The 21485-nt window shown below is 45.8% G+C and carries 14 protein-coding genes; 5 read left to right on the plus strand and 9 right to left on the minus strand.

From position 1 onward, the window contains the following. The 4 genes from ACWJAO_RS11015 to ACWJAO_RS11030 all read right to left on the minus strand — a co-directional run. Positions 1–878, minus strand: an 878-nt coding sequence (locus tag ACWJAO_RS11015) for a cytochrome c biogenesis protein ResB (protein ID WP_449140279.1), incomplete at its 3' end; no start/stop codon positions are given. A 161-nt stretch (positions 879–1039) separates the two neighbouring features. After that, the gene (locus ACWJAO_RS11020; RefSeq protein ID WP_449140280.1) at positions 1040–2812 is read right to left on the minus strand and encodes a di-heme oxidoredictase family protein; all 1773 of its coding nucleotides are present in this window, start codon (positions 2810–2812) and stop codon (positions 1040–1042) included. Between the two features lie 105 nt (positions 2813–2917). Then, the gene (locus ACWJAO_RS11025; RefSeq protein WP_449140281.1) at positions 2918–4171 is read right to left on the minus strand and encodes an imelysin family protein; all 1254 of its coding nucleotides are present in this window, start codon (positions 4169–4171) and stop codon (positions 2918–2920) included. Positions 4172–4252: 81 nt separating this feature from the next. Further along, positions 4253–5554, minus strand: a complete 1302-nt coding sequence (locus ACWJAO_RS11030) for a hypothetical protein (protein WP_449140282.1) — start codon at positions 5552–5554, stop codon at positions 4253–4255. A gap of 362 nt (positions 5555–5916) precedes the next feature. Between ACWJAO_RS11030 and ACWJAO_RS11035 the strand changes: the two genes are divergently transcribed. Further along, the gene (locus ACWJAO_RS11035; protein ID WP_449140283.1) at positions 5917–6873 is read left to right on the plus strand and encodes a LuxR C-terminal-related transcriptional regulator; all 957 of its coding nucleotides are present in this window, start codon (positions 5917–5919) and stop codon (positions 6871–6873) included. Between the two features lie 132 nt (positions 6874–7005). Here ACWJAO_RS11035 and ACWJAO_RS11040 read toward each other — a convergent pair whose 3' ends face one another. From ACWJAO_RS11040 to ACWJAO_RS11060, 5 genes are all read right to left on the minus strand, one after another. After that, positions 7006–7635 carry a response regulator transcription factor gene (locus ACWJAO_RS11040; protein WP_217325919.1) on the minus strand — a complete coding sequence of 210 codons (630 nt, stop codon included), beginning with the start codon at positions 7633–7635 and terminating at the stop codon, positions 7006–7008. A gap of 54 nt (positions 7636–7689) precedes the next feature. Next, a complete protein-coding gene (locus ACWJAO_RS11045) occupies positions 7690–8961 on the minus strand; it encodes a phospholipase D-like domain-containing protein (protein ID WP_449140284.1) in 1272 nt (423 codons plus the stop codon). A gap of 43 nt (positions 8962–9004) precedes the next feature. Next, a complete protein-coding gene (locus ACWJAO_RS11050; RefSeq protein ID WP_449140285.1) occupies positions 9005–9985 on the minus strand; it encodes a KpsF/GutQ family sugar-phosphate isomerase in 981 nt (326 codons plus the stop codon). A gap of 61 nt (positions 9986–10046) precedes the next feature. Further along, positions 10047–10796, minus strand: a complete 750-nt coding sequence (gene kdsA / locus ACWJAO_RS11055; RefSeq protein ID WP_449140286.1) for a 3-deoxy-8-phosphooctulonate synthase — start codon at positions 10794–10796, stop codon at positions 10047–10049. A gap of 75 nt (positions 10797–10871) precedes the next feature. Continuing rightward, positions 10872–13232, minus strand: coding sequence for a mechanosensitive ion channel family protein (locus ACWJAO_RS11060; RefSeq protein WP_449140287.1), 2361 nt, complete (start codon positions 13230–13232; stop codon positions 10872–10874). 176 nt (positions 13233–13408) lie between these two features. Here ACWJAO_RS11060 and ACWJAO_RS11065 point away from each other — a divergent pair, with 176 nt between their 5' ends. The 4 genes from ACWJAO_RS11065 (at position 13409) to ACWJAO_RS11080 (ending at position 21470) form a co-directional block, all read left to right on the plus strand. Continuing rightward, positions 13409–14359, plus strand: a complete 951-nt coding sequence (locus ACWJAO_RS11065; protein ID WP_264898997.1) for an ATPase — start codon at positions 13409–13411, stop codon at positions 14357–14359. Positions 14360–14649: 290 nt separating this feature from the next. After that, complete coding sequence (locus tag ACWJAO_RS11070; RefSeq protein ID WP_449140288.1) at positions 14650–17823, plus strand: SusC/RagA family TonB-linked outer membrane protein; 3174 nt, start codon at positions 14650–14652, stop codon at positions 17821–17823. Positions 17824–17841: 18 nt separating this feature from the next. After that, a complete protein-coding gene (locus ACWJAO_RS11075; protein WP_449140289.1) occupies positions 17842–19542 on the plus strand; it encodes a RagB/SusD family nutrient uptake outer membrane protein in 1701 nt (566 codons plus the stop codon). A gap of 26 nt (positions 19543–19568) precedes the next feature. After that, the gene (locus ACWJAO_RS11080) at positions 19569–21470 is read left to right on the plus strand and encodes a hypothetical protein (RefSeq protein WP_449140290.1); all 1902 of its coding nucleotides are present in this window, start codon (positions 19569–19571) and stop codon (positions 21468–21470) included. Positions 21471–21485 lie beyond the last annotated feature (15 nt).

Here is a 21485-nt window from a genome sequence, read left to right on the forward strand (position 1 = left end):
TTCTTGCAGAAATCGAGGGCAAAGGTCTGTACCGGACAGATGCGGTCGTTGTAGAGAATATGAAGCTCGCCAAACTTCTCTGCAGTTTCCTTTGGCAATACAGCATTTTGGAGATTGCCTGTTGCAGATTCTGCATGCAGTGTCTGTATACTGCCCATGCTGAGGATGAGTGCTGTCATCAACGCTCCCTTCTTGAGCAAAGGACTCTTCAGTAGTTTGCGATAACCGCCCTTAGGGTCGAAGAGCATCCATACGAGAGAGATGAAGAGCAGTGCATAGCCAGTATAGGTGACTGGTATGCCGTATGGATCGGCATTGATAGCGAGCACGCTTCCCTTGCCGTCTTCATCGTAAGATGACTGATAAAGGCGGTAAGACCGGTGGGAATAGATGTTGTTCATCGAAACTTCGCCTTCGCTCTTATCATCTCCGTCTGTTACGGTGAATTTTGAAGAATAGTCAGCCACGGCGTTGGTTCCATCGTGCATCTTCGCTTCAAACTTCTGCAGGCAGAGCGAGAAAGGGAGTTTCTCTTCCTTCATACCCTGCTCTTCATCTTGAGTCATATAAGTATCTGTAGGCTGACCGATGCGCAGATGAATCATACCCCGTTTAGCCGAAATATGTGTGAGCAATGCCCCGGCAAGGATGATGATGAAGGAGAGATGGAGTGCCAGCGTAGAAGCGCACTTCACTTTTCTTTTTATGATGTAGAAAGCACCGAGGGCAGCAAGTACTGCCCAGATAAGAATGAACCACCATGCCCCATAGTAGTGGGCATGGGCATAATCCGTGCCCTGGCTTTTTTCCACGATGGTGGCGGCAGCCATGCATACGAGCACAAGGATGTAAAGAATGAATATAATCTTTTTAACCATACTTAGTTGGAATCTTGATAGAATTTCCGCTGCAAAATTACGATATTATTCGGAGACGAGCAAGATTTTATATGTATATTTAGAGGTTCTGATAAAAAAAGCTGCCAAATGCTTTTGATAGCCTGGCAGCTTTTCTTATTTTTGTTTCTTCATATAAAGACTTAGATAGCATTGATGAATGCCACTACAGCATCACGCTCTTCCTTGGTTGCATTGTAGAAGTTGAGTGCTGGTTTGTATGCATCGCTGCGCTTATCATAGCAGTGCCACATGATAGCCTCTACTACGTTGCGGGCACGGCAGTCGTGCAAACGGTCGCTTCGACCAGTCAGCATGCTTGACAAACCACGTCCCCAGAGTGGAGTAGTGCGGCACCATCCTGTGCGGATGTCGTTAGCCATGAACAGACGGTGCTGTACCAAGTCGGTGTATGGATAAATAGTCTGGTTTGGATACTTTGGCAACATGGTGTTAGGATCCTGACCTATGCTCTTGGCGTAAGCCTTGATAGCATTATCTACCCAATAGTTGTCAGCACCTGTTTTCCATGATGGCTTGTGGCAATGAGTGCATCCCCACTGAGTGAAGAGCTTCTTACCTTCCTGAACCTGTGCGTTGTCGAGGTTACGGGCAGCAGGAACAGCTAGACCACGGTGCCATACCATGAAGTCATAGTAATCCTTGTTGTTCATCTCTTCCTCGCCATTGTAAGGAGCACCCTTGAGGAGGTACTTCTCAAAGGCATTTTCTTTGCCATCTTTAGGTGCTTTGTTACAGCTCAGAATCTCGTTTACTCTCTCCTTGATACCTTCGTCAGTTCCATCTGCATAGTATGGGTGGAGTACAGAAGACGCGTCAGCACCATGCTTCTTGATATAGCTAATTACTTCTGGGTCTTCGCTCTGATACTTTGCCCAGGCTGGAGTGGTATAGAGGTAATGACGATCGGAACGTGTTACGTTGGTAATGTTCCAGATGGCGTTAGCACCTGGACCATCCTGCAGGGAGGCACGGGTCATGGCATAGGTAAACTTCTTCACCTTCTTGGTTCCATCTGCCAACGTGTACCAGGCACTTGAAGCCCAATCGTTAGCAGTCTTGTCCCACATGGCAGGGTTCAGCTCTACCCCGTATTTCGCCTCATCCTGATAAACCTTCTTCATATCATCCTGGTCGATGGCATCAAGCAAGCCTGTACCATAGATACCGATGGTTGATTCCAAACGTACTTCATAGTTGGCTGGCTTAGGATTGGTATTGAATGCAGACTGAGGGATAGTAACCTCTGGATACTGCAAAGCAAAAGCCTCGCCATCCTTAGGGAACTTCATAGCCAAACCGCTAGGCATGGTTGTAACCTCATTCCACTGAATGTTGATTTGCTTCTCGTCGATAGGAGCAGAGAATGGAGTCATAGCCTTGGTCTGTGGCATACCTGTAACCTCAGAGATGTAATCGTTAGCTTTGTAATTCTTTCCGTCAGCGGTAGTACCTGCTTCAGGGTGATAAATAACAAGTAGGTAGCCGTTACCAAACTGGTCTGCCTGATATTTCTGGTCCTGGAACTTTCCATGACCATAGTTTGGATGGCAGTGAATACAGCTGCTGCGAACCCAAGCTGGGCCAAGACCCTTACGTGGAGCCTCTGCGATGGTGTAAAGGTGTTCGAAGAAATCCTCACCTTTGTTGAAACTGTTTGACAATCCCTGGTTGGTGGTAGCTGGAGTTTCTGCCGAATAACTCATACCTTCGTCAGTTCCAAGTTCGCCACCTGGATACCATTCTGAGGCGTCAAAAACATCGTTTGCTTTACCAAACTGAGAGTCACCATTTAACTTGTCATTGTTTACAATACTGTTATCGTCAGAGCAGGATGCCAATGGCAATACGAGCAAGCCGAGCAATAACATTTTGCTAATTCTTTGATAAACCATAATGTTATTCTGTTTTATAATGTTTTATATTCTTGTTTTACGCAGAATAGCATCTCACCAAAAAGCGTATGGTGAGATGCTTCCTGTATGTTTGTTTACCCAAGATTATTTTGGGTTTACTTCGTCAAATTTCTTGCCCCAAACGGTACTTACATACTTAACGAATGGGTAAGGCATACCACCAATCTTGCTGATAGCATTAGCGATAGCTGTCTCTACACGCTGACCTTCTGCAGATGCATTATCCTTGAAGAACTGATGGAAGCTATACTTAGCATTTGAGCTTGTACCATTAGTTCCACCATACCACAAGTTCTCGATAGAACGGATGTTGTTCTGGAAGTCGGTGATAGAGTTGTAGCTATATGGAGACTCTACGTAGCTGATATCACCTGCCTGGAATGGGTTGGCAATCTTGGCTGTACCTACCTCGTTAGAGATACCCCAGCAAGAACCTTCCTCCAAAGAGAGAAGCTGCTGAACGGCTGCCTTCAAAGAAGCGAACTTACTAACAGAAGTGTTACCTGCATTCTTCATGTTGGCTGCGTAAGACTGACCCTTGTCTGTCTGGTACTCAAGACCTGCTGCCTTCACTGCTGCGAGGCGGGTAGCGTTAGGATTCTCAGACCATGCAACCTCCAACTCATATACGTGGTTTACCAAGTCCTCAATAACAGCCTCTGCGTACTTCAACTCCTCAGAACCCTTTACATCTGTAAAGCCATTGTATGTATCGTTACCCTTGAACTCTGCAACCTTACGTGGCTGTCCATCACGGAAGAGGATGAACTCAAGTGCATGGAAACCAAGGATAGAAGCATCCTCAAGCGCAGCATCACTAAACTTACCTGTAGCAAAGTAGCTATGGAGGAGTGTACGGTTCAATGGCCATGAGTCGATGTGTGGGTCAATATCAAAGTCTGATGCTGCACCACCGAGGAAAGCCTCGCTCTTCTCCCACAATGCACGTGCGTCCTTGAAAGCTGCGCAGGCATTGTTGATGTTCTCCTGAGTCAGGTTGTTGGTATCTATACTCTTAGGAAGAGCTGTGTGCAACTTCTCTACAGCGTCAGCCAATGACTTGTATGTTGGCTGGATGGTATTGTCAACAGCATTAGCACATACATTCTTCAGGTATGTTTCCTGATCTGCGCTCAAATTTGCGTTGTTTACTTTGCTGTAAGCTGCACGGAGCGCATTGCAGAGTTCATTGCAGGCATCCATGGCATCCTGACCATACTTCTTGTTTGTAAAGTCATTGTTCTCTACAGGATCATCATTACTGCTGCATGAAGTGAAACCTAATGGCAACATGAAAGCTGCCATGAGCATTACTGCACTTTTAAAAATCTTTTTCATTTTTTTTTTTAATATTTTGTTATTGATATGTTTATATCTATGTTTCAATCGCTTTTTATGATGCTCTTATACAAGAACTTTTTAGAGGAACCATCCTTCATAAGCTACACCGATGTTGATGGCTGGCTCATTGTTGTACTGGCTCTTCAGGAAGCGATGTGAATATTCTGCCTTTACTACAATCTGTTTTACAGGATAGTAGTTGATACCTACTGCCATGCGCTGCACATTGGTGTAGTCGTATGATGTATTCTTGGTCTTGGAAGCGTATGGATTATAGTGCTCATATCGACCAAAGAGATACAGCTTCTGGTTATCCTGACGGAGTTTCTCTATTTGTGAGAATACATTGTAGCCAGCCTCAATACCGTATGCAAAGGCATTCTTGCTGACGAATGCTGAGTGGTGGAACGGAGAGAGACCATTCAGACGGTTGGTGAAGTATTTCAGCTGTTTTGCATCACTCAGGTAGCCGTAGTCTGCCTGACCACGTACTATCCAGTTGTAGTTGTTGTATGTGAAGTCAATGGCTCCGATTGCAACAACGCCTTTATATTTAGACTCTGCACCATCCTTGTTGTTTGGATAAGAATTGCCTATGGCATGACCATAGTATCCACTCAAGCCGATGCGCAAGCCCTTGATGCAATAGTTGTCAATACGGAGTGCTGTACCATATTTGGTTGCAATCTCTCCCTCGGTAGGTGTACCTGGACCCTTGTTGATCCAACCTGTATTGGTAAAGTTGTCTGAGTTCAATCCTGCCAGGAATTGTAATTCATATCTCCAGCCCTTTGTCTTACCCCAGAAACTGATACCTGTCTGATGCCAGGTGCTTGGAAGAACAGTATTCTCTCCTTCAGGACGATAAACAGTGAAGAAATTCAATGGCTCGTGGTAAGCGTTGTTCAAACCTACAGGCACTACAATGTGACCAGCCTTGATGTTAGCCCAACGACCGAATGACTTCTGAATCCAGAACTGTTCGAGTTCGACTTCACCGCCTTTCTCAACTTCCTGTTCCCATTCGCCACCTTCTTCGTCTTCTTTCTCATAGGCCATTCCAACGCCACCATGCTCAAACTCAATCTCGGTACCCATAGTCCAACCCTTTCCGAAGTCGTAACCCAGGTAAATTACTGCATGAGGAATATCGAAACGACCATGGCTAGGGTCATTCTTGTGCTCGTCAGCCAAACTGTAACGGCTTACGTGGTCGCTATAGAAGTTGCGGCTCATGGCAACCTCACCATAACCACCTACGCTGAGGCGCTTGCCATTCACGTGCTGCATCACACTATCGGCAGCTACAGTCTGTGCACTTGCCGATGTTAAACCTGCAACCAGGGCAGCGGACATCAATCCAATTCTTAAACTGTTCATCTTTATTATTTTAGAATTATTATTATCGTATTATCCTTACATTATATAAAGAAAAGAGCGCAGATATCTGCTTGCTTTCTCGACACTTTAGAGGCCTAGTATCTCCTTAAAGCCATATAGCTTGATAAGGAATTACGCAGCTCTGCCGCTCGGGAGTGGCAATCATCACCGCGCTCTTTCTCGATTTCGGGTGCAAAGGTACGGAGTTTTAAAATATCTTGCAATACCTAAAAATCGGTAAATTACGGCATCCCCATTTTTAGGTATTGCGAGTTTCAAAACTTTTTTGTATATTTGCAGCCGAAATAGAAACATTATGAATGTTCTTGATACAAGGATGTTTTCATTTAAGATAAAGAAAGATGAAAAATCAGAAGATGTATGAAGCTGACGACAAGATGATCAGCATTATTAGAGACAATTATAATATCTTGCAGAGCCTCGGAAGCTTCGGCATCAACCTGGGCTTTGGTGACAAGACTGTGCGTGAGGTTTGCGACGAGCAGAATGTAGATACTTATACGTTTTTGGCTGTGGTAAACTTTACTATTAACGGTTACAAGGAGTACGACAATGCCGACCGTCTGTCGTTACCGACTCTATTGCATTACCTCAAGGCATCACATGCCTATTACATAGATTTCCAATTGCCGTTTATTCGTAAGGAACTCGTTGAAGCGTTGGACGAAAAGGATAATCTGGCTCGTCTTATCCTCAAACTTTATGATGATTATGCCCATAGTATAACTAATCATATGCGGTATGAAGAAAAGATGGTATTCCCTTATGTTCAGGCACTTATAGATGGTAATGCCAATGCAAATTTTGATATAGAAACCTTCTCGAAGCATCATGCTCAAGTGGATGTAAAGTTAAAGGAACTCAAGAGTATCATTATCAAGTATTTGCCTTCTGATGGCTTGCACAATAACCAGTTGAGCGCTACCCTGTATGATATATATAATAATGAGGAATGGCTCAGACATCATTCAGAAGTGGAAGAGGAAATCTTTATCCCTGCTGTAAGAAACGCAGAGCATAAACTGAAACAGAATGATGTGAGTGCTAAGATTTCGAGCATGATTAATCAGACTCCGATGAGTGATGAACAGTTGAGCGACCGTGAGAAAGATGTCATTGTTGCTTTGGTTCAGGGAATGACCAATAAGGAGATTGCTGACCACCTGTTTATCTCTATCAATACGGTCATTACGCATCGCAGAAACATCGCCCGAAAGCTTCAGATTCATTCCCCTGCTGGTCTTACAATTTACGCCATCGTGAACAATCTGGTTGATATTTCTTCTGTAAAACTGTAGTTTATCTGCGGAATATCAGTTTAAATAATGTTATTTTTTATAAAATGATAGCGCCTCCTTCCTAACCAGGAAAAAGGCGCTATCATTATTTTTAGGTATGTGATGATTCTGCATCACTATTTATGGTGAAGGCTAAATCATATTGATGTCAACAAAACCATGCATCACAGCATAAATGGTGAGTGAAGACACACTTTTTAATCCCAGTTTTTCCTGTATTTTCTTGCGATGGGTAATCACGGTAGTCAGTCCGATACAGAGTTGGTCGGCTATCTCTTTGTTGATTTTCCCTTGTGCTACCAGTGATAATACCTCTATTTCTCTATCCGACAGAATTTTTTCCTGAGTGACAGGGGGCATGGCAGGGATATGTTCGCCATGGGGATGACCGGAATGCTGCAGGTTGAGAAGCTCTTTTATCAGGTATCCTTCTGGTACATTGACGCAGAGACAATGAAATTCTGCAAGTTGCGAATTGGGATCGTTGCTGGGTGTCAGAACGATCACGTGGCGGTTCCTGTTGCCCTGTGTGAAGAAGTAACGGTGTTCCAATACAATGTGCATAGATACAAAGCTATGAACAAAGTGGTCTGGATTGTTTGCCTCGTACTGACGGAACGAACCGAAGGTCGAGATTTTCATCATGGGCATCACCGACTCAAGCAGTTGTCTGAGTCCCATTGCGGCAAGCGTATTGCTCTCTACTATCGCCATCTCCGGCATCTGTTTGCCAGCCATGGCTTTCATCATTTCTTCATTCATCTCTGTTTATTTTACTTCTGCTAGTGAAAGTTGGGTTATACTTATATCTTGTTTTTATAAGAATGGAGTAAGTACCTTTGCTGCAAACCAGCCTTTGAATCTCTGCCAGCCTGTACGCCACTCCCTCCAGTTCTTCTCATTGAGTAAGAAACTGTCTTTCTTTTCCCCATCAAAGAGCTGTACCAGTTGTTGGGTGGTACAAGAATCTATAATCACAGCATTCTCCTCATAGTCCCAGCGTAGGCTTCGGGCATTGAGATTGGCACTGCCCACGGTACAGAATTTGCCGTCTACCATGATGATCTTGGTATGGTGGAAGCCCGGCGTATACATCCAAACATTGCATCCTGCCTTCATCAGTTTGTGTGCATTATAGAAGCCGCAGTCTGGAGTCAGTGGAATATCGCTCTTGGTAGATAGCATGATTTCTACTTTCACTCCTCTTTTCACAGCATTCTTCAATGCCTTTTTAAGTTTATGACTCAAGGTGAAGTAGGGGCTGATAATCTTGATGCTGTCCTGTGCATCATTGATGGCATTCACATAGAAATATCGGATGATATCCTTTGTGATATGGGGTTCTCGGTTGATGATGCCAACCATCTTTCTATAGGCTGTTGCTGTTGTATCTGGCTTGAGATTCTCTACCAGATAATCCTTCTTCTTGTATCTCCAGAACTCAGTGCCGTGCACATTCTGTCCGCTCACCTTGTTCCACATCTTGAGGAATATCTTTTGGAGGGTATTCACCTCGCTTCCGTCGATGCGGCAGTGCATATCGTGCCATTCTCCAACAACCTTCGTACCTTTTATATAGTAGTCGGCTACGTTCATACCGCCCGTATAGGCTATCTGTCCGTCGATGATTACAATTTTGCGGTGATCACGGTTGAAAACCGCATGTACCCATGGAAACTTCAGGGGTTTATATTCATAAATCTCTATGCCGTTGGCACGGATTTTCTTGAGATGTCTCTTTCGCAGAGGCTTGTTGTTGGAAGAATTTCCGAAACCGTCATACAAGGCTCTCACCTTTACCCCCTCCTTTACTTTTTGTGCAAGAATATCAAAGAGGAGGGAGGCGATGCTGTCGTTACGAAAGTTGAAGTATTCCAGATGTACACTATGTTTAGCCTGTCGGATTGCCTGGAACATATCATCAAACTTTTCCTGACCGTTCATCAGTAGGGTCACGGAATTATCGTGAGAAAAACTCACACCTTTCCCACGAAGCTGATTTACAATCAGTGAATCGCTTGTCTGTGCGCTGCACAGCGAACTGGCAAGCATCAGTGTTATCGTCGTTATTATCTCTCTGAGTCTCATGTCAACTCCTAATAATCTATTTGCTATAAATTATTAATTAAAATCACACCATGCAGGCATAGTGATCTACAATGCCCTTCAGATGATTATCCTTGTCTACAACCAGTACCGTATGCACCTTATATTGGTGCATGATGCGCTGAATCTCCGAAATCTTGGTCTTCGGAGTCACCATCTTCGGAGTGGTAGTCATGATGTCGCTTACTGTCTTGTTAAAGAATTCTGCCTGCCATTTCTCCATGGCGCGACGGATATCGCCATCGGTAATCAGACCGATCACGCGGTTGTCTTCATCCAATGAGATACCCAATCCCAGTTTGCCCTTGCTTACGTGGATGATAGCCTCGCCCAGGTGCATTTCCTTAGGAATGATAGGCATATCATCGCTGCGCATCACATCTTCTGCTGTGGTCAGCAGTCGTTTGCCTAATTCTCCTCCTGGATGGAACTGTGCAAAGTCACGAGGCTTGAAGTGGCGTACCTGCATCAGGGCGATAGCCAGTGCATCACCCATAGCCAATGCTGCAGTAGTACTGCTGGTAGGGGCGAGGTTCAGTGGACAAGCCTCCTTCTTTACCTTTACGGTGATATGATGGTTAGAGTATTTTGCCAACAGGGAATCTGGATTTCCTGTGATGGAGATGATAGGTACATTCATGTGAAGTACCATCGGGATGAAACGAAGCAGTTCATCAGTCTGACCGCTGTTGCTCAGTGCCAGAACCACATCCTTGTCTGTCATCACACCTAAGTCGCCGTGATACACATCCAGTGGATTGATGTAGAAAGCTGGTGTGCCGGTAGAGGCAAGTGTAGCGGCAATCTTGGCACCTACGTGTCCACTCTTGCCCACACCCGTAACGATAATCTTGCCCTGGCAATGATACATCATGTCGACAGCTTTCTCAAAGTTGTCGTCCAGATAAGGTATCTGGTCGAGGATGGCCTGTGCCTCGTCTCTTAGAGCCTGTTCGCCATAACTGCGAACCACCTTATCATCTATATTGTTATTTTTATCGGTCATTTCTAAAACATTTGAATTGGCTTTCCCTTCGGACGCCGAACGTTGTTTCTTAGTTCTTCACTTACAGGAGTTCTGCGATAAGTGATTCCAACTTGTTTAATTCCAGCATATTGGCAGCATCGCTCTTGCCCTGGTCTGGGTCGGGATGTACTTCAAAGAAGTAGCCGGTAGCTCCGAAAGCTTTAGCCGCCTTTGCCATTGCTGGAACGAATTTGCGGTCGCCTACCGTCTTACCATCACCTGCACTCGGGCGCTGAACGCTATGGGTACAGTCCATGATGACATTTGGTACAATCTCCTTCATGTCAGGGATGTTTCTGAAATCTACTACGAGATTGTTATAGCCGAAACAGTTGCCGCGTTCTGTGAGCCAAACTTCCTTGGCACCGCTCTCCAAAGCTTTTTCTACAGGATATTTCATATCTCTACCGCTCAGGAACTGTGCCTTCTTGATGTTGACAGTTTTACCAGTCTTGGCTGCAGAAACCAGAAGGTCGGTCTGTCGGCAGAGGAAGGCTGGAATCTGGAGAATATCACAAACTTCGCCTGCTGCTGAAGCCTGATAACTCTCATGAATATCTGTTGTAACCTGAAGGTTGTACTTCTCCCTGATATCTCCCAGCATCTGGAGTCCTTTCTCCAGTCCTGGACCACGGAAAGAGTGGATGCTGGTGCGGTTGGCTTTGTCGAATGAAGCCTTGAATATGATTTGGGTTCCTAACTTTTCGTTGATGCGGACGAGTTCCTGAGCTACTGTTTTCAATAGTTCCATTGACTCGATGACGCAAGGACCTGCTATGAATGTTGCCATATTTTTTATAGTTTATAGTTTATAGTTTATAGTTAATAGGACGTAAACCTGATATTAACTGTAAACTATAACCTGTTAATTATTAACTTGTTTGATTGTAATTTCACGCTGTGGGAATGGAATCTCTATGTTGTGATCGTTGAGCGTATCGTAGATGCACTCCATGATGGTGGCATCGTCGATGGCTTGGGTAAGCACGTTGACCCATACAACAATCTTGAGGGTGATGCAGCTGTCATCGAAACTCTTCAGTAACACCTTCACCCCTTTGTCCTGATAGATACAGTCCAGTTTCATGAGGGCATCAATCAGAATCTGTTTCACTTCCTTCACATTACTGCCATAAGCAATACCTACCTCCAGAATATCCAGCTCATAACCATGATTCTTGGTCATGTTCTTGTAGTTCTTCGAGAAGAGCTGCGAGTTCTGGAAGGCTATGACCGAACCGTCGGTAGCCTCCAGCATCGTAGAGGTATAACTGATACTGCTTACCTTACCACGGGTGCCGTCACAGATGATATAATCACCCACCTTCACACGGCCCATCATCAGAGAGATGCCGTAGTAGATGTTCTCGAGAATATCCTTTGATGCAAAACCCAGACCGGTTGATAAGCCGGCAAAGATAGCAAGCAGCCATGATTTTCCTACCTGGAACACGTTCAGGGCTATCATCAGCCAGATACCCCAGATAATCACCTGCATCACGTTCTTGAACATCACAATCTTTGAAGCAGCCGACCTCGGGTCTGCCTTCTCGAAGTGATGACGCATGAAATCTACAGAAGTAATGTTGATGTAGTTGAACAGGAAGTACAGACAAGCTACCACTGAAATAGTGAAAAGCGATGCAGTGAAGTTGCTGGTCTTGATGTAATCCTTGTTGAATATCTCCCATGTCGTATCACTCATGTTGAATACATCTGCAGCCCAATAGATAGAGATGATGAACGAGAGCACGCCTGAAATAGGGAGCAATACCTTATAGATAAAGCGATACAGCCATTTGTCGGTAATCGCCTTGTCAGCCAACTTCTTACGCTTGGCATATACGCTGAGCCATCCCTCGCAGCAGGTAATGGTAAGCACGCAGGTAAGCTGCATGGTCCACCAGATGATAAGCTGGACGGCAAGCAGTGTGAAACCTGTCCAGGCAACAATGGTACTTACTCCGAATACGGCAAGCGATATGAATGCGTATGTCTTGTCGGTACGCAATACCTGATTGTGCTTTCTGCCTATCACATTCCACTGCCAGAGAGCGCAGAGCAGGAGGACTGGTGGAAAGATAAGGTTTACCAGGTCGTTTGGTATCAGGATGATACGGAACACGATAACGATGAAACCTACCAGCATCAATGGCGAATAGATACGGAAGGTATTCTTGATTTTATCGTTGTCTACACGTAGCAGGATAGATACCAGGATGACGCCAACTAGCCAGGAATATTCTACCAGCAGCTGGCTTGCCATAATCACGAAGTTCTGGGTAACCGCCATTCTTACGATACCCAGGATGAATGCGAAGGTTACTACCGTCATCGCCATGATAAGGCATGGTCGTTTTGCCATAAAACTTTCCTTTCTGTTCTCGAACATACCATGCTTCATGAGTTGGGTAATCACGATGCGGATGGTAAAGAGATTGAGGAAGATGGAGATGAGTCCCCAGAAGATGATGATACCGAAGAGGATGAAGATGATACGAACATCCCATTGCGACATCATGCCTGGTACGGGCTTGTATTTCTCGGTTACAGACGTCTTCGCCTCCTTATAGTTCATGCTGATATTGCGGAGTATACGCAGATAGTTGTCGCCTCCATTATTGAAGATGCTGTTCTGGATATCTTCGTATCTGCGGTTGGCATAGTCGTTGAGTGCCTGTAGCTTACGGTCGGTTCTGTCGTAAGCCTGCACATAGGCTTGCAACTGTTTCTGTTTCTCTACCAGCTGGCGGCGGATATTGACAGCCAGAGTCAGGTCTACGTTTCGGTTCACCTGTGCTTCTTCGCTGAGAAACATGGTGTTCATGCCGTAGAGATAGTTGATGAGTGAATCGAAACGCGCCACCTCAACATTGTTCTTCTTGATCATCTGGCGGAAAGGAACAGCCTTCGACTTAAACTTCTTAAACTGCTCTGTAGCTTCATGACAGGCATACGTCATGTCGAAAATATACCCATTGCGCTGCGAATAGAGCATGATGGAGTTCTGGTCAGCCTGTTTCACAATACTGATGAGTTCCTGAATCACAGCCAACTGTTGGGCCTTGGCAGCTTGGTTCTGTTTCTCCAAGTCTATGTGATAGTTGGTCAATTCTGTACGCAGCATATAGAGTGTTGTGTCCAGGTTGGCTTCCTTGAGCACTGCGTTGCTTGGCAGTACGAATGCCACCATCAGCAGAATTATGATGTATAGTCTCTTCTTCATATTTGGTAAATTTGACTGCAAAGTTATTAATAATTCGTGAAAAAGCAAAGAGAAAATCGCCTTTTTTGATATATTAGCACCTTTACGTTCGATTTTTAGGGTTATCTTTTGCATTTTTCATATAAATTGATTACATTTGCAACGTCAAAGGATACGTTAATTAATCAGATAAGAATATGAAGATACTCATAGCAGATAGTGGCAGCACCAAGACCGATTGGGCTCTGGTTGATGAACAGGGTAACGTGATGGTTACCTGTAAGACGCAGGGCATCAGTCCGATTCATCAGAGTGATGCCGAGATATTGGATGTATTGTGTAAGGAACTTGTTCTGTCAGAGCAGCCTCAGGAGGTTTTCTTTTATGGCAGTGGAGTAACCGAGGCGATGAAGTCTCGCATGCAATCACTCTTGCAGCAGTCTTTTCCCGAAGCCAAGGTTGAGGCAGAAGGTGATATGCTGGGAGCAGCCCGTGCCCTGTTTGGCAAGAAACCGGGTATCGCCTGTATTTTGGGTACCGGTGCCAACAGTTGTCTTTACGATGGAGAGAAGATTGTGATGAACACGCCTCCGTTGGGATATATCCTGGGCGATGAGGGTAGTGGGGCAGTAATCGGCAAACTTTTCCTCAATGGTATCTTCAAGGGCACATTGCCTGTATCACTAAAGAATAAATATCTTGCCTGGTCGGGCTTGGATTATCCTACTATTATTAATAAGGTGTACAGACAGCCGCTTGCCAATCGCTTCCTGGCTTCCATCTGTCCTTTTATCTCAGAACAGATAGCAGAAGGTGAGAAACACGAGAACGGGACTGACGAACTGAATGAAGCGATGGCTCTCTATCGTATGATACTGGAGAGTTTTAATCAGTTCTACGCAAAGAATCTCACACCTTATATTAAATATGTCAAGGCGAGCACCGAAGATATAAGTCAGTTGGAGCCTGGCATGAAGGCATGGCATTCATCCTTGGAAGAAGAAATCCCGATGCTTGGTTTTGTAGGAAGCATAGCTCATTACTTTGAATCACCTTTGAGAAATGTGATGGAGGATGAGTTTCATCTCAAGATTTCCCAGATTTTGAAAGCTCCGATGCCGGGGTTGATAAAATATCATATTAATTAAGCAATTTTTGCACCAAAATGTATTTTATGCTACATTTTGGTGCTTTTTCGTTAAAAAATGTAGGTTGCGAAACATTTTATACGTAATTGATTAACCAAAACATACCCCATTGTGTCTGTTTTTTATCTATCTTTGTCCCCTGAAAAGTAAATGCAAACAACGATAAATCGAGGCAATCCTCATAACCGAGGCTTATACCTTATTTATATAAAGGCAATATTCGACCTATGTTACATAGGACCTATATTACACCTAGAAGCAACAATTATTAATTTAAACCTAAAGTAATTATGAGAAAAACATCTCAGAAATTCTCGCAGAGCCACATGCTCTGCAAAGTTGTTCTGGTAGCCATCATGTTGGTGTTCCAGGCAATGTTAGGAATCGGAGCGGGTGTCCTCAATGCTCAGACGGTTAAGGGTACTGTCATCTCTGGCAGTGACAATGAACCATTGATTGGTGCAAGTGTCATGGTGCAGGGTACAAAGACGGGTGCCGTTACTGACCTGGATGGTAACTTTACCATTGAAGCAAAGAATGGACAAACACTCGAAGTTTCGTATCTGGGCTTTATCACCCAAAAGATTAAAGTTACAGGTTCGACAATCAACGTAACCTTAAATGAAGACAAGCAGTCACTTGATGAAGTTGTCGTAGTAGGTTACGGTGTTCAGAAGAAAAAACTGGTGACGGGTGCCAACATCAACGTGAAGGGTGATGACATCGCCAAGTTGAACACTTCCAATCCGCTTCAGGCGCTTCAGGGACAGACTCCTGGTATGAGCATCATCTCAACATCCGGCCAGCCGGGTTCCGGTTTGAAGGTAAACATCCGTGGTATGGGTACCGTGAGTGGTTCTGATCCGCTTTACATCATTGATGGTGTACGTGGTGACATCGCTTCTCTGAATCCAGCAGATATCGAAAGCATTGATGTGCTGAAGGATGCGGCATCGGCTGCCATCTATGGTTCGCAGTCGGCCAATGGTGTGGTTCTGATTACTACCAAGGGTGGTAAGGAAGGCCGTGCCGTGGTTAGCTTCGACGGATATGTGGGTTGGCAGAACAAGCCACGCAGTATTGATATGCTCAATGCCAGGGAGTATATGGCTATTCTGGATGAGGCTGCCATCAACTCGGGCAAGAATGCCTACGACTGGAGCAAGTACAAGAGTATCTATGATGCCAATGGCGATTTGATTGATACCGACTGGGTAGATCAGATGTTTGTGAAGAATGCCAAGACTTCTTCATATAATATAGGTGTAAATGGCGGTAGCAAGACTGCCAATTATGCCATGACGCTGGGTTATATGAACCAGGAGGGTATTGTTGGCGGCAAGGACGTCAGCAATTATGAACGTTACAACTTCCGTGTCAATTCCGACTGGAAGGTGAAGGACTGGTTGAAGGTGGGTGAGCAGATCAGTTTCATCTATACCCAAAATTCGGGTATCGGTGTGGGCAATGCTTACAACAACTCTCTGCGCAGTGCCTTCAATACCTCTCCATTGTCGCCTGTGTATAGCGACAACAACAAGTATGATTCTCCTTTTAATGATACCAGTAACAGCGACTGGTATAATGCCGATGGCAACCCATACGGCTTGATGATGACGAACAATAACAATCAGACGAATGCAGCCCGTTTCACTGGTAATGTGTATGCGGAGATTGAACCTATCAAGAACTTGAAGTATCGCACCGTAGTAGGTTACGAATATTATGCTAGCGATTACCGTTCGTTTACTCCTCTCTATCAGTTCTCTATCTATAGTTACAACACAGCCAACCGTACCAGTGTGAACCAGAATATGGGACATAACTGGCAGTTGACCTGGACCAACACCCTGTCTTATGACTTCAAGGTGAAGGAGCATAGCTTCACAGCCTTGGCAGGTATGGAGTCCTGGCGCTTTGATGGCGTAGGCGTAAGTGCATCCAATGCCACCCTGAAGAGTGGCTTTGCCGACTGGAACCATGCTTATGTAAGCAATGGTACCGCTGCTACCGCTACCGATGGTCTGGGTGCCAGCGGTGCTCCTTCTCTGTCACAGCGCATGGTGAGCTACTTTGGTCGTGTAAGCTGGAACTGGAAGGAAACCTATATGGCAACAGCTACCCTGCGTGCCGATGCTTCTTCTAAGTTTGCCCGTGGCAACCGCTGGGGCTACTTCCCTTCTGTTTCTGCCGGTTGGATTGTAACCAATGAAAAATGGGTGAAGCCTCTGCTCAAGGTGCTTGATTATGCCAAGGTGCGTGCAAGCTGGGGACAGGTTGGTAACCAGAATATTGGCGACCTGATGTTTATTTCTCCTATCTCAACATCGGGCGCTTACTATAACTTCGGTACGGCTTTGGGTGCTGACGGACAGTCAAATTACTATGGCGCTTACGAAAGCCGTCTGTCTAACGAGAATGTGAAGTGGGAAACTTCAGAGCAGTTGGACTTCGGTTTGGATCTGCGCCTCCTGGGCAAGTTGAATGTCAACATCGACTGGTATAAGAAGACCACCAAAGACTGGTTGCTGGTTAAGCCTATCCCAGGCACAGCCGGTACGGGAGCCCCTTATTTCAATGGAGGTGACGTAGAGAATACAGGTATAGAAATCGGTTTGGGCTGGAACGACAACATAGGTAGAGATTTCAACTACTATGTGAATGTCAACGGTGCCTATAATAAGAATAAGGTGGGAAGCATCCCTACATCCGATGGTATCATTCATGGTACCGATGGTAATGGTCAGCTCTATGATAACTCTACCGAGTTCTACCGTTGCAGCAATGGCGAACCAATCGGTTACTTCTGGGGTTACAAAACCGCTGGTATCTTCCAGAACCAGAAAGAAATCGACGAGTGGGTAGCGGCAGGCAATGGCGTACTTCAGGGGGCTTCTGTAAAACCTGGCGATGTGAAGTATTACGATGTCAACCACGATGGTACCATCAATGATGCCGACAAGGTAAACCTGGGCAATGGTATGCCAGACTTTACCTATGGTTTCTCACTCGGTTTCGACTACAAGGGACTCGACTTCTCTGTAACCGCCAATGGTTCAGTAGGCAACGACATCGTTCAGAGCTACCGCAATGTAGGTGCCAAGACAGCCAACTACACTTCAGCCATCCTTCAGCGCTGGACAGGTGAGGGAACATCCAACAAATATCCACGTGTAACAGAGACCAATGTGAACTATCAGTTCTCCGACCTCTTTATTCAGGATGGTGACTTCCTGAGAATCAGCAACATCACCTTAGGTTATGATTTTGCCAAGCTTCTTCATCAGAAGTTCGTATCTCAGGCCCGTTTGTACTTCCAGGTTCAGAATGCGTTTACCTTTACCAAGTATGACGGCATGGACCCAGAAATCGGTTATGGTGTCAACAGTTGGGCATCAGGCGTAGATTTGGGTTACTATCCACGTCCACGTACCTTCATGGTAGGTTTGAATCTTAAGTTCTAATTTAAAGGAGATATCATTATGAAGACAAATAAAATAAAGATAGCCGCTTTGGGTGTTTTGGCTATGGGAGGTCTGGCATCTTGCAGCGACAGTTGGCTGGATGTGGATTCCAAGACAGAATCAAATTCCGGCAATTACTATAAGAGTCAGGAGGATGGACTTCGCTCGCTCTATGGCTGCTACGACGGTTGGCAGCGTACCGTTTCTGATGGCCCTTTGTTCACCGTCTATCAGTTGACCGAGACGATGAGTGACGAGTGCTTTGGCGGTACGGCTAACACCGATGCACGCAATACCCAGATTCTCGACCGTTTCGACATGAATCAGGCACCATCTTATACCGATATGCACGAAACCTTGTGGACGAGCTATTATGCAGCCATCTTCCGCTGCAATGAGTTTATCGATAAGGGTGAAGGCATTACCTGGGATGATGAGAATGCAAAGAACACTTATTTGGGTGAGGCTCATGCCCTTCGTGCCTTGTGCTATTTCGATATGCTTCGCCTTTGGGAGAATATTCCGTTGCTGGAACATGCTACCAGCGAAGTGGTTCCTCAGGCTGCTCCTGACTCTGTATATAGTTTGGTATTCAGAGATTTGAAGTATGCCATCGAGCATATTCCTGCTAATGCCTATCCTAAGAAGGATGCGGCTACCAACGATGGACATATCACCAAGTATGGTGCCGAGGCAATTCTGGCTCGCGCGTACCTCTTTTATAGTGGCTATTATGGCAAGGAGCCTGATCAGCTGGGCTTGACCAAGGCGGATGCACTGGCTGCCTGCGAGGATATCATCGCCAGTGGCGAGTTCAGTCTGGTACCTCGATTCAGGGATTTGTGGCCAGCTTCTGCTGATGACAAGAGCGGTGGCCACGTAGGACTTTGGGCACATGAGAACTCTTCCTGGGCTGGTCCTGGAAACCCAGAGACCATACTCGCGATGAAGTTTAACTACACAGCCGACTATAATGGCAACAATGATGGTAACCGTTTCCAGGTGATGATAGGAATGCGTACCGGTAGTCTGGTTTACGAAGGCTATGGCCAGGGTTGGGGTGCATGCACTGTTACACCATCCATTGCTTCAGCCTACGCTACGGGTGATACCCGCCGTTCAGCCTCTATCATCGATGCTTCACAGTTGAAGGATTACGAGAATACCTATCTTGCCGACCAGCGTGAATACACCGGATATTTCGTGAAGAAATATACTCCTTTGTCTAAGCACGAAACTGCTGGTGATGGCAAGTTGCAGCATTACACGGAAACTGTGGGCGCAGGCGATTTCCAAATCAGTCAGTTCCAGGATTGGGTACTCGTCCGTTACGCCGATGTCCTGTTGATGGCAGCAGAGTTGGGCAGTCCTAATGCCCAGTCTTACTTCGATCAGGTTCGCAAGCGTGCTTATACCGAGGATGATGGCACCACCCTGAGTGGCAACTATTCTCAGCAGACAGCCACCAAGGAGAACATCCTGAAAGAGCGCAAGCTTGAGTTTGCCTTCGAGGGAATCCGCTATTGGGATCAGCTCCGTCAGGGCGTGGAGCAGGCAGCCAGGGAGATTGCCGGTTCCTGGGAAGTGAAGAATGGCGGCGAGAAAACCACCGTATCCATCAGTGCCGAGAATATCATCAAGAAACGTGGCTTGATTCAGATTCCTATCACCGAGATCGGACTTTCTCATGGTCTCCTGAAACAGAATCCAGGTTGGTAATTCTAACTTTTTAAAGTATTGGTTTTATGAAGATTATAAATAAAATATATTCGCTATTGGCAGCTGTCATGATTCTCGTCATGGCGAGCTGCTCTCCAGACGAGTTTGGTCTGGGCGATAAGAACTTGTCTTCTGAGGATTTGGCTGAGAACATCGCCTTCACGATTACTCACGACGAAAGCAATCCTAATATTGTCAAGTTCAAGAGTCTGTTGCCATCGAGCTATTCGGTGGTTTTTGATACGCCTCAGGGACGTTTCCAGCAGGATGAAGTGAGCCTGAAGATTCCTTTCAATGGTACCTATCAGGCACGTATCGGTGTTGAAACCCGCGGCGGTTTCCTCTGGGGACCCTACGCCGAGTTCAAGGTAGATGATTTCTGTGCCGAATTCGTTACCGATCCTCTGTGGACCTATCTGAGTGGAGGCGTAGGCAAATCGAAGCGATGGAAGTTGGATATCGATGCCAATGTCATCACCAAGCATTCAGACCTCTGGGCAGGTCCGCTCGGATTCTGGGGTATGGATGATGACTGGAGTACCTGCATGATGGGACAGACCGCTGCAGCCGGCGACCATTGGAACTATACTCCTGATATCCCAGGCAACTCCTGGGTGATGTCGGCTATCGATTATGGTTATATGGAGTTCGACCTGATTGGCGGTGCCCATGTCACCGTATATAATGCTGAGACCGGTGAGACCTTCAAGGGTACTTACATGCTGGATACAGACAATCATACCATCACCTTCTCGGATGCGGAACTGCTCCACAATTCGGGACATGACAAGGTTGCTACCAACTGGCGTAGCGGACTGAAGCTGATGGGACTTGCCGACGACCGTCTGCAGATAGCAACAGTTCGAGACAATTCAGATGAGGGCAAGTGCTTGCTTTGCTACAACTTCGTTTCACAGGAATACTGGAATAATTGGACTCCTTCCGGGGGAGAGAACACCCAGGTGAAGCCAACGCTGATGACCGACTGGCGCGACTGGGTAGAGCAGAAGACCAATAAGGAAATCACCTACAAGTTGGCTAATCCTGATAATGAAGAGGGATGGCAGTTTGACTATTGCAACCTCGACGGTAGTGCCAAGGGCATTCAGCTTACAGCAGCCAGTGGTATCGAGGATGCAACCCTCGTGATGAACAGCGAGTCAAAGAGTTATATCTATACCGCTCCTGATGGAAGTCAGGTTTCCGGTAAATATACCTTGAACGATGAGGGCGTATTCACCTTCGACAAGGGCTTCGGAAATACCCAGCTTTCTGCAACGGGCAATTACAACATGCATGCCAATGCCGACAACACCCTGCGCATCCTGAAAGTCAGCAAGGATGATTATACCGGACATCTGAAGGATTTGTGGCTCGGTAGCCAGTGTCTTGATGACCAGGGCAATCTCTATCAGTATCAGGCATACCACTGGGTAGCCCAGAGCGCAAGTTCTGCATCAGGTCCTAAGTATAAGGCAAACCTCTTCTTTAACAACTCCGGTTGGGGTTGGACCCACGATGGCGGTACCTCCAACTATAAGAGCACCAATGTGTTCATCACAGGCGATGGCGACTATTCCTTGAAGTTTGAGGGTGCAGAGAGCAATCCATATCTTCTCTACATCGACGTCAACAAGATTCTGAAGGACAATCCAAACTGCGATATCACCATCAAGAGCATCAAGGTAGATGGCAAGAGTGTTGATTTTGATGATACACTCATCCCAAGAGGATATACAGATGACGACCCAAGCACCAACTCCTTCCGTCGTTATGTATTGAACCCATGGGGACCTGCCGCATGCTTCAAGTTTGATTCCGGCAAAAACGAGTTTACCGACTTCAAGTGTTCTTCAAGCATCGAAGTGGTTATCACCGTGAAGATGGATACAGGTGCTCCTGTAGTGACACCTTCAGAGGGTAAATAAGATTAGAAACTTTAA

This window comes from Segatella sp. (genome assembly GCF_977051555.1).

Coding starts and splice junctions, on each gene's coding strand:
- ACWJAO_RS11020 (WP_449140280.1), bottom strand. CDS start 2,812: ATGGTTTATCAAAGAATTAGCAAAATGTTATTGCTCGGCTTGCTCGTA.
- ACWJAO_RS11025 (WP_449140281.1), bottom strand. CDS start 4,171: ATGAAAAAGATTTTTAAAAGTGCAGTAATGCTCATGGCAGCTTTCATG.
- ACWJAO_RS11030 (WP_449140282.1), bottom strand. CDS start 5,554: ATGAACAGTTTAAGAATTGGATTGATGTCCGCTGCCCTGGTTGCAGGT.
- ACWJAO_RS11035 (WP_449140283.1), top strand. CDS start 5,917: ATGAAAAATCAGAAGATGTATGAAGCTGACGACAAGATGATCAGCATT.
- ACWJAO_RS11040 (WP_217325919.1), bottom strand. CDS start 7,635: ATGAATGAAGAAATGATGAAAGCCATGGCTGGCAAACAGATGCCGGAG.
- ACWJAO_RS11045 (WP_449140284.1), bottom strand. CDS start 8,961: ATGAGACTCAGAGAGATAATAACGACGATAACACTGATGCTTGCCAGT.
- ACWJAO_RS11050 (WP_449140285.1), bottom strand. CDS start 9,985: ATGACCGATAAAAATAACAATATAGATGATAAGGTGGTTCGCAGTTAT.
- kdsA (WP_449140286.1), bottom strand. CDS start 10,796: ATGGCAACATTCATAGCAGGTCCTTGCGTCATCGAGTCAATGGAACTA.
- ACWJAO_RS11060 (WP_449140287.1), bottom strand. CDS start 13,232: ATGAAGAAGAGACTATACATCATAATTCTGCTGATGGTGGCATTCGTA.
- ACWJAO_RS11065 (WP_264898997.1), top strand. CDS start 13,409: ATGAAGATACTCATAGCAGATAGTGGCAGCACCAAGACCGATTGGGCT.
- ACWJAO_RS11070 (WP_449140288.1), top strand. CDS start 14,650: ATGAGAAAAACATCTCAGAAATTCTCGCAGAGCCACATGCTCTGCAAA.
- ACWJAO_RS11075 (WP_449140289.1), top strand. CDS start 17,842: ATGAAGACAAATAAAATAAAGATAGCCGCTTTGGGTGTTTTGGCTATG.
- ACWJAO_RS11080 (WP_449140290.1), top strand. CDS start 19,569: ATGAAGATTATAAATAAAATATATTCGCTATTGGCAGCTGTCATGATT.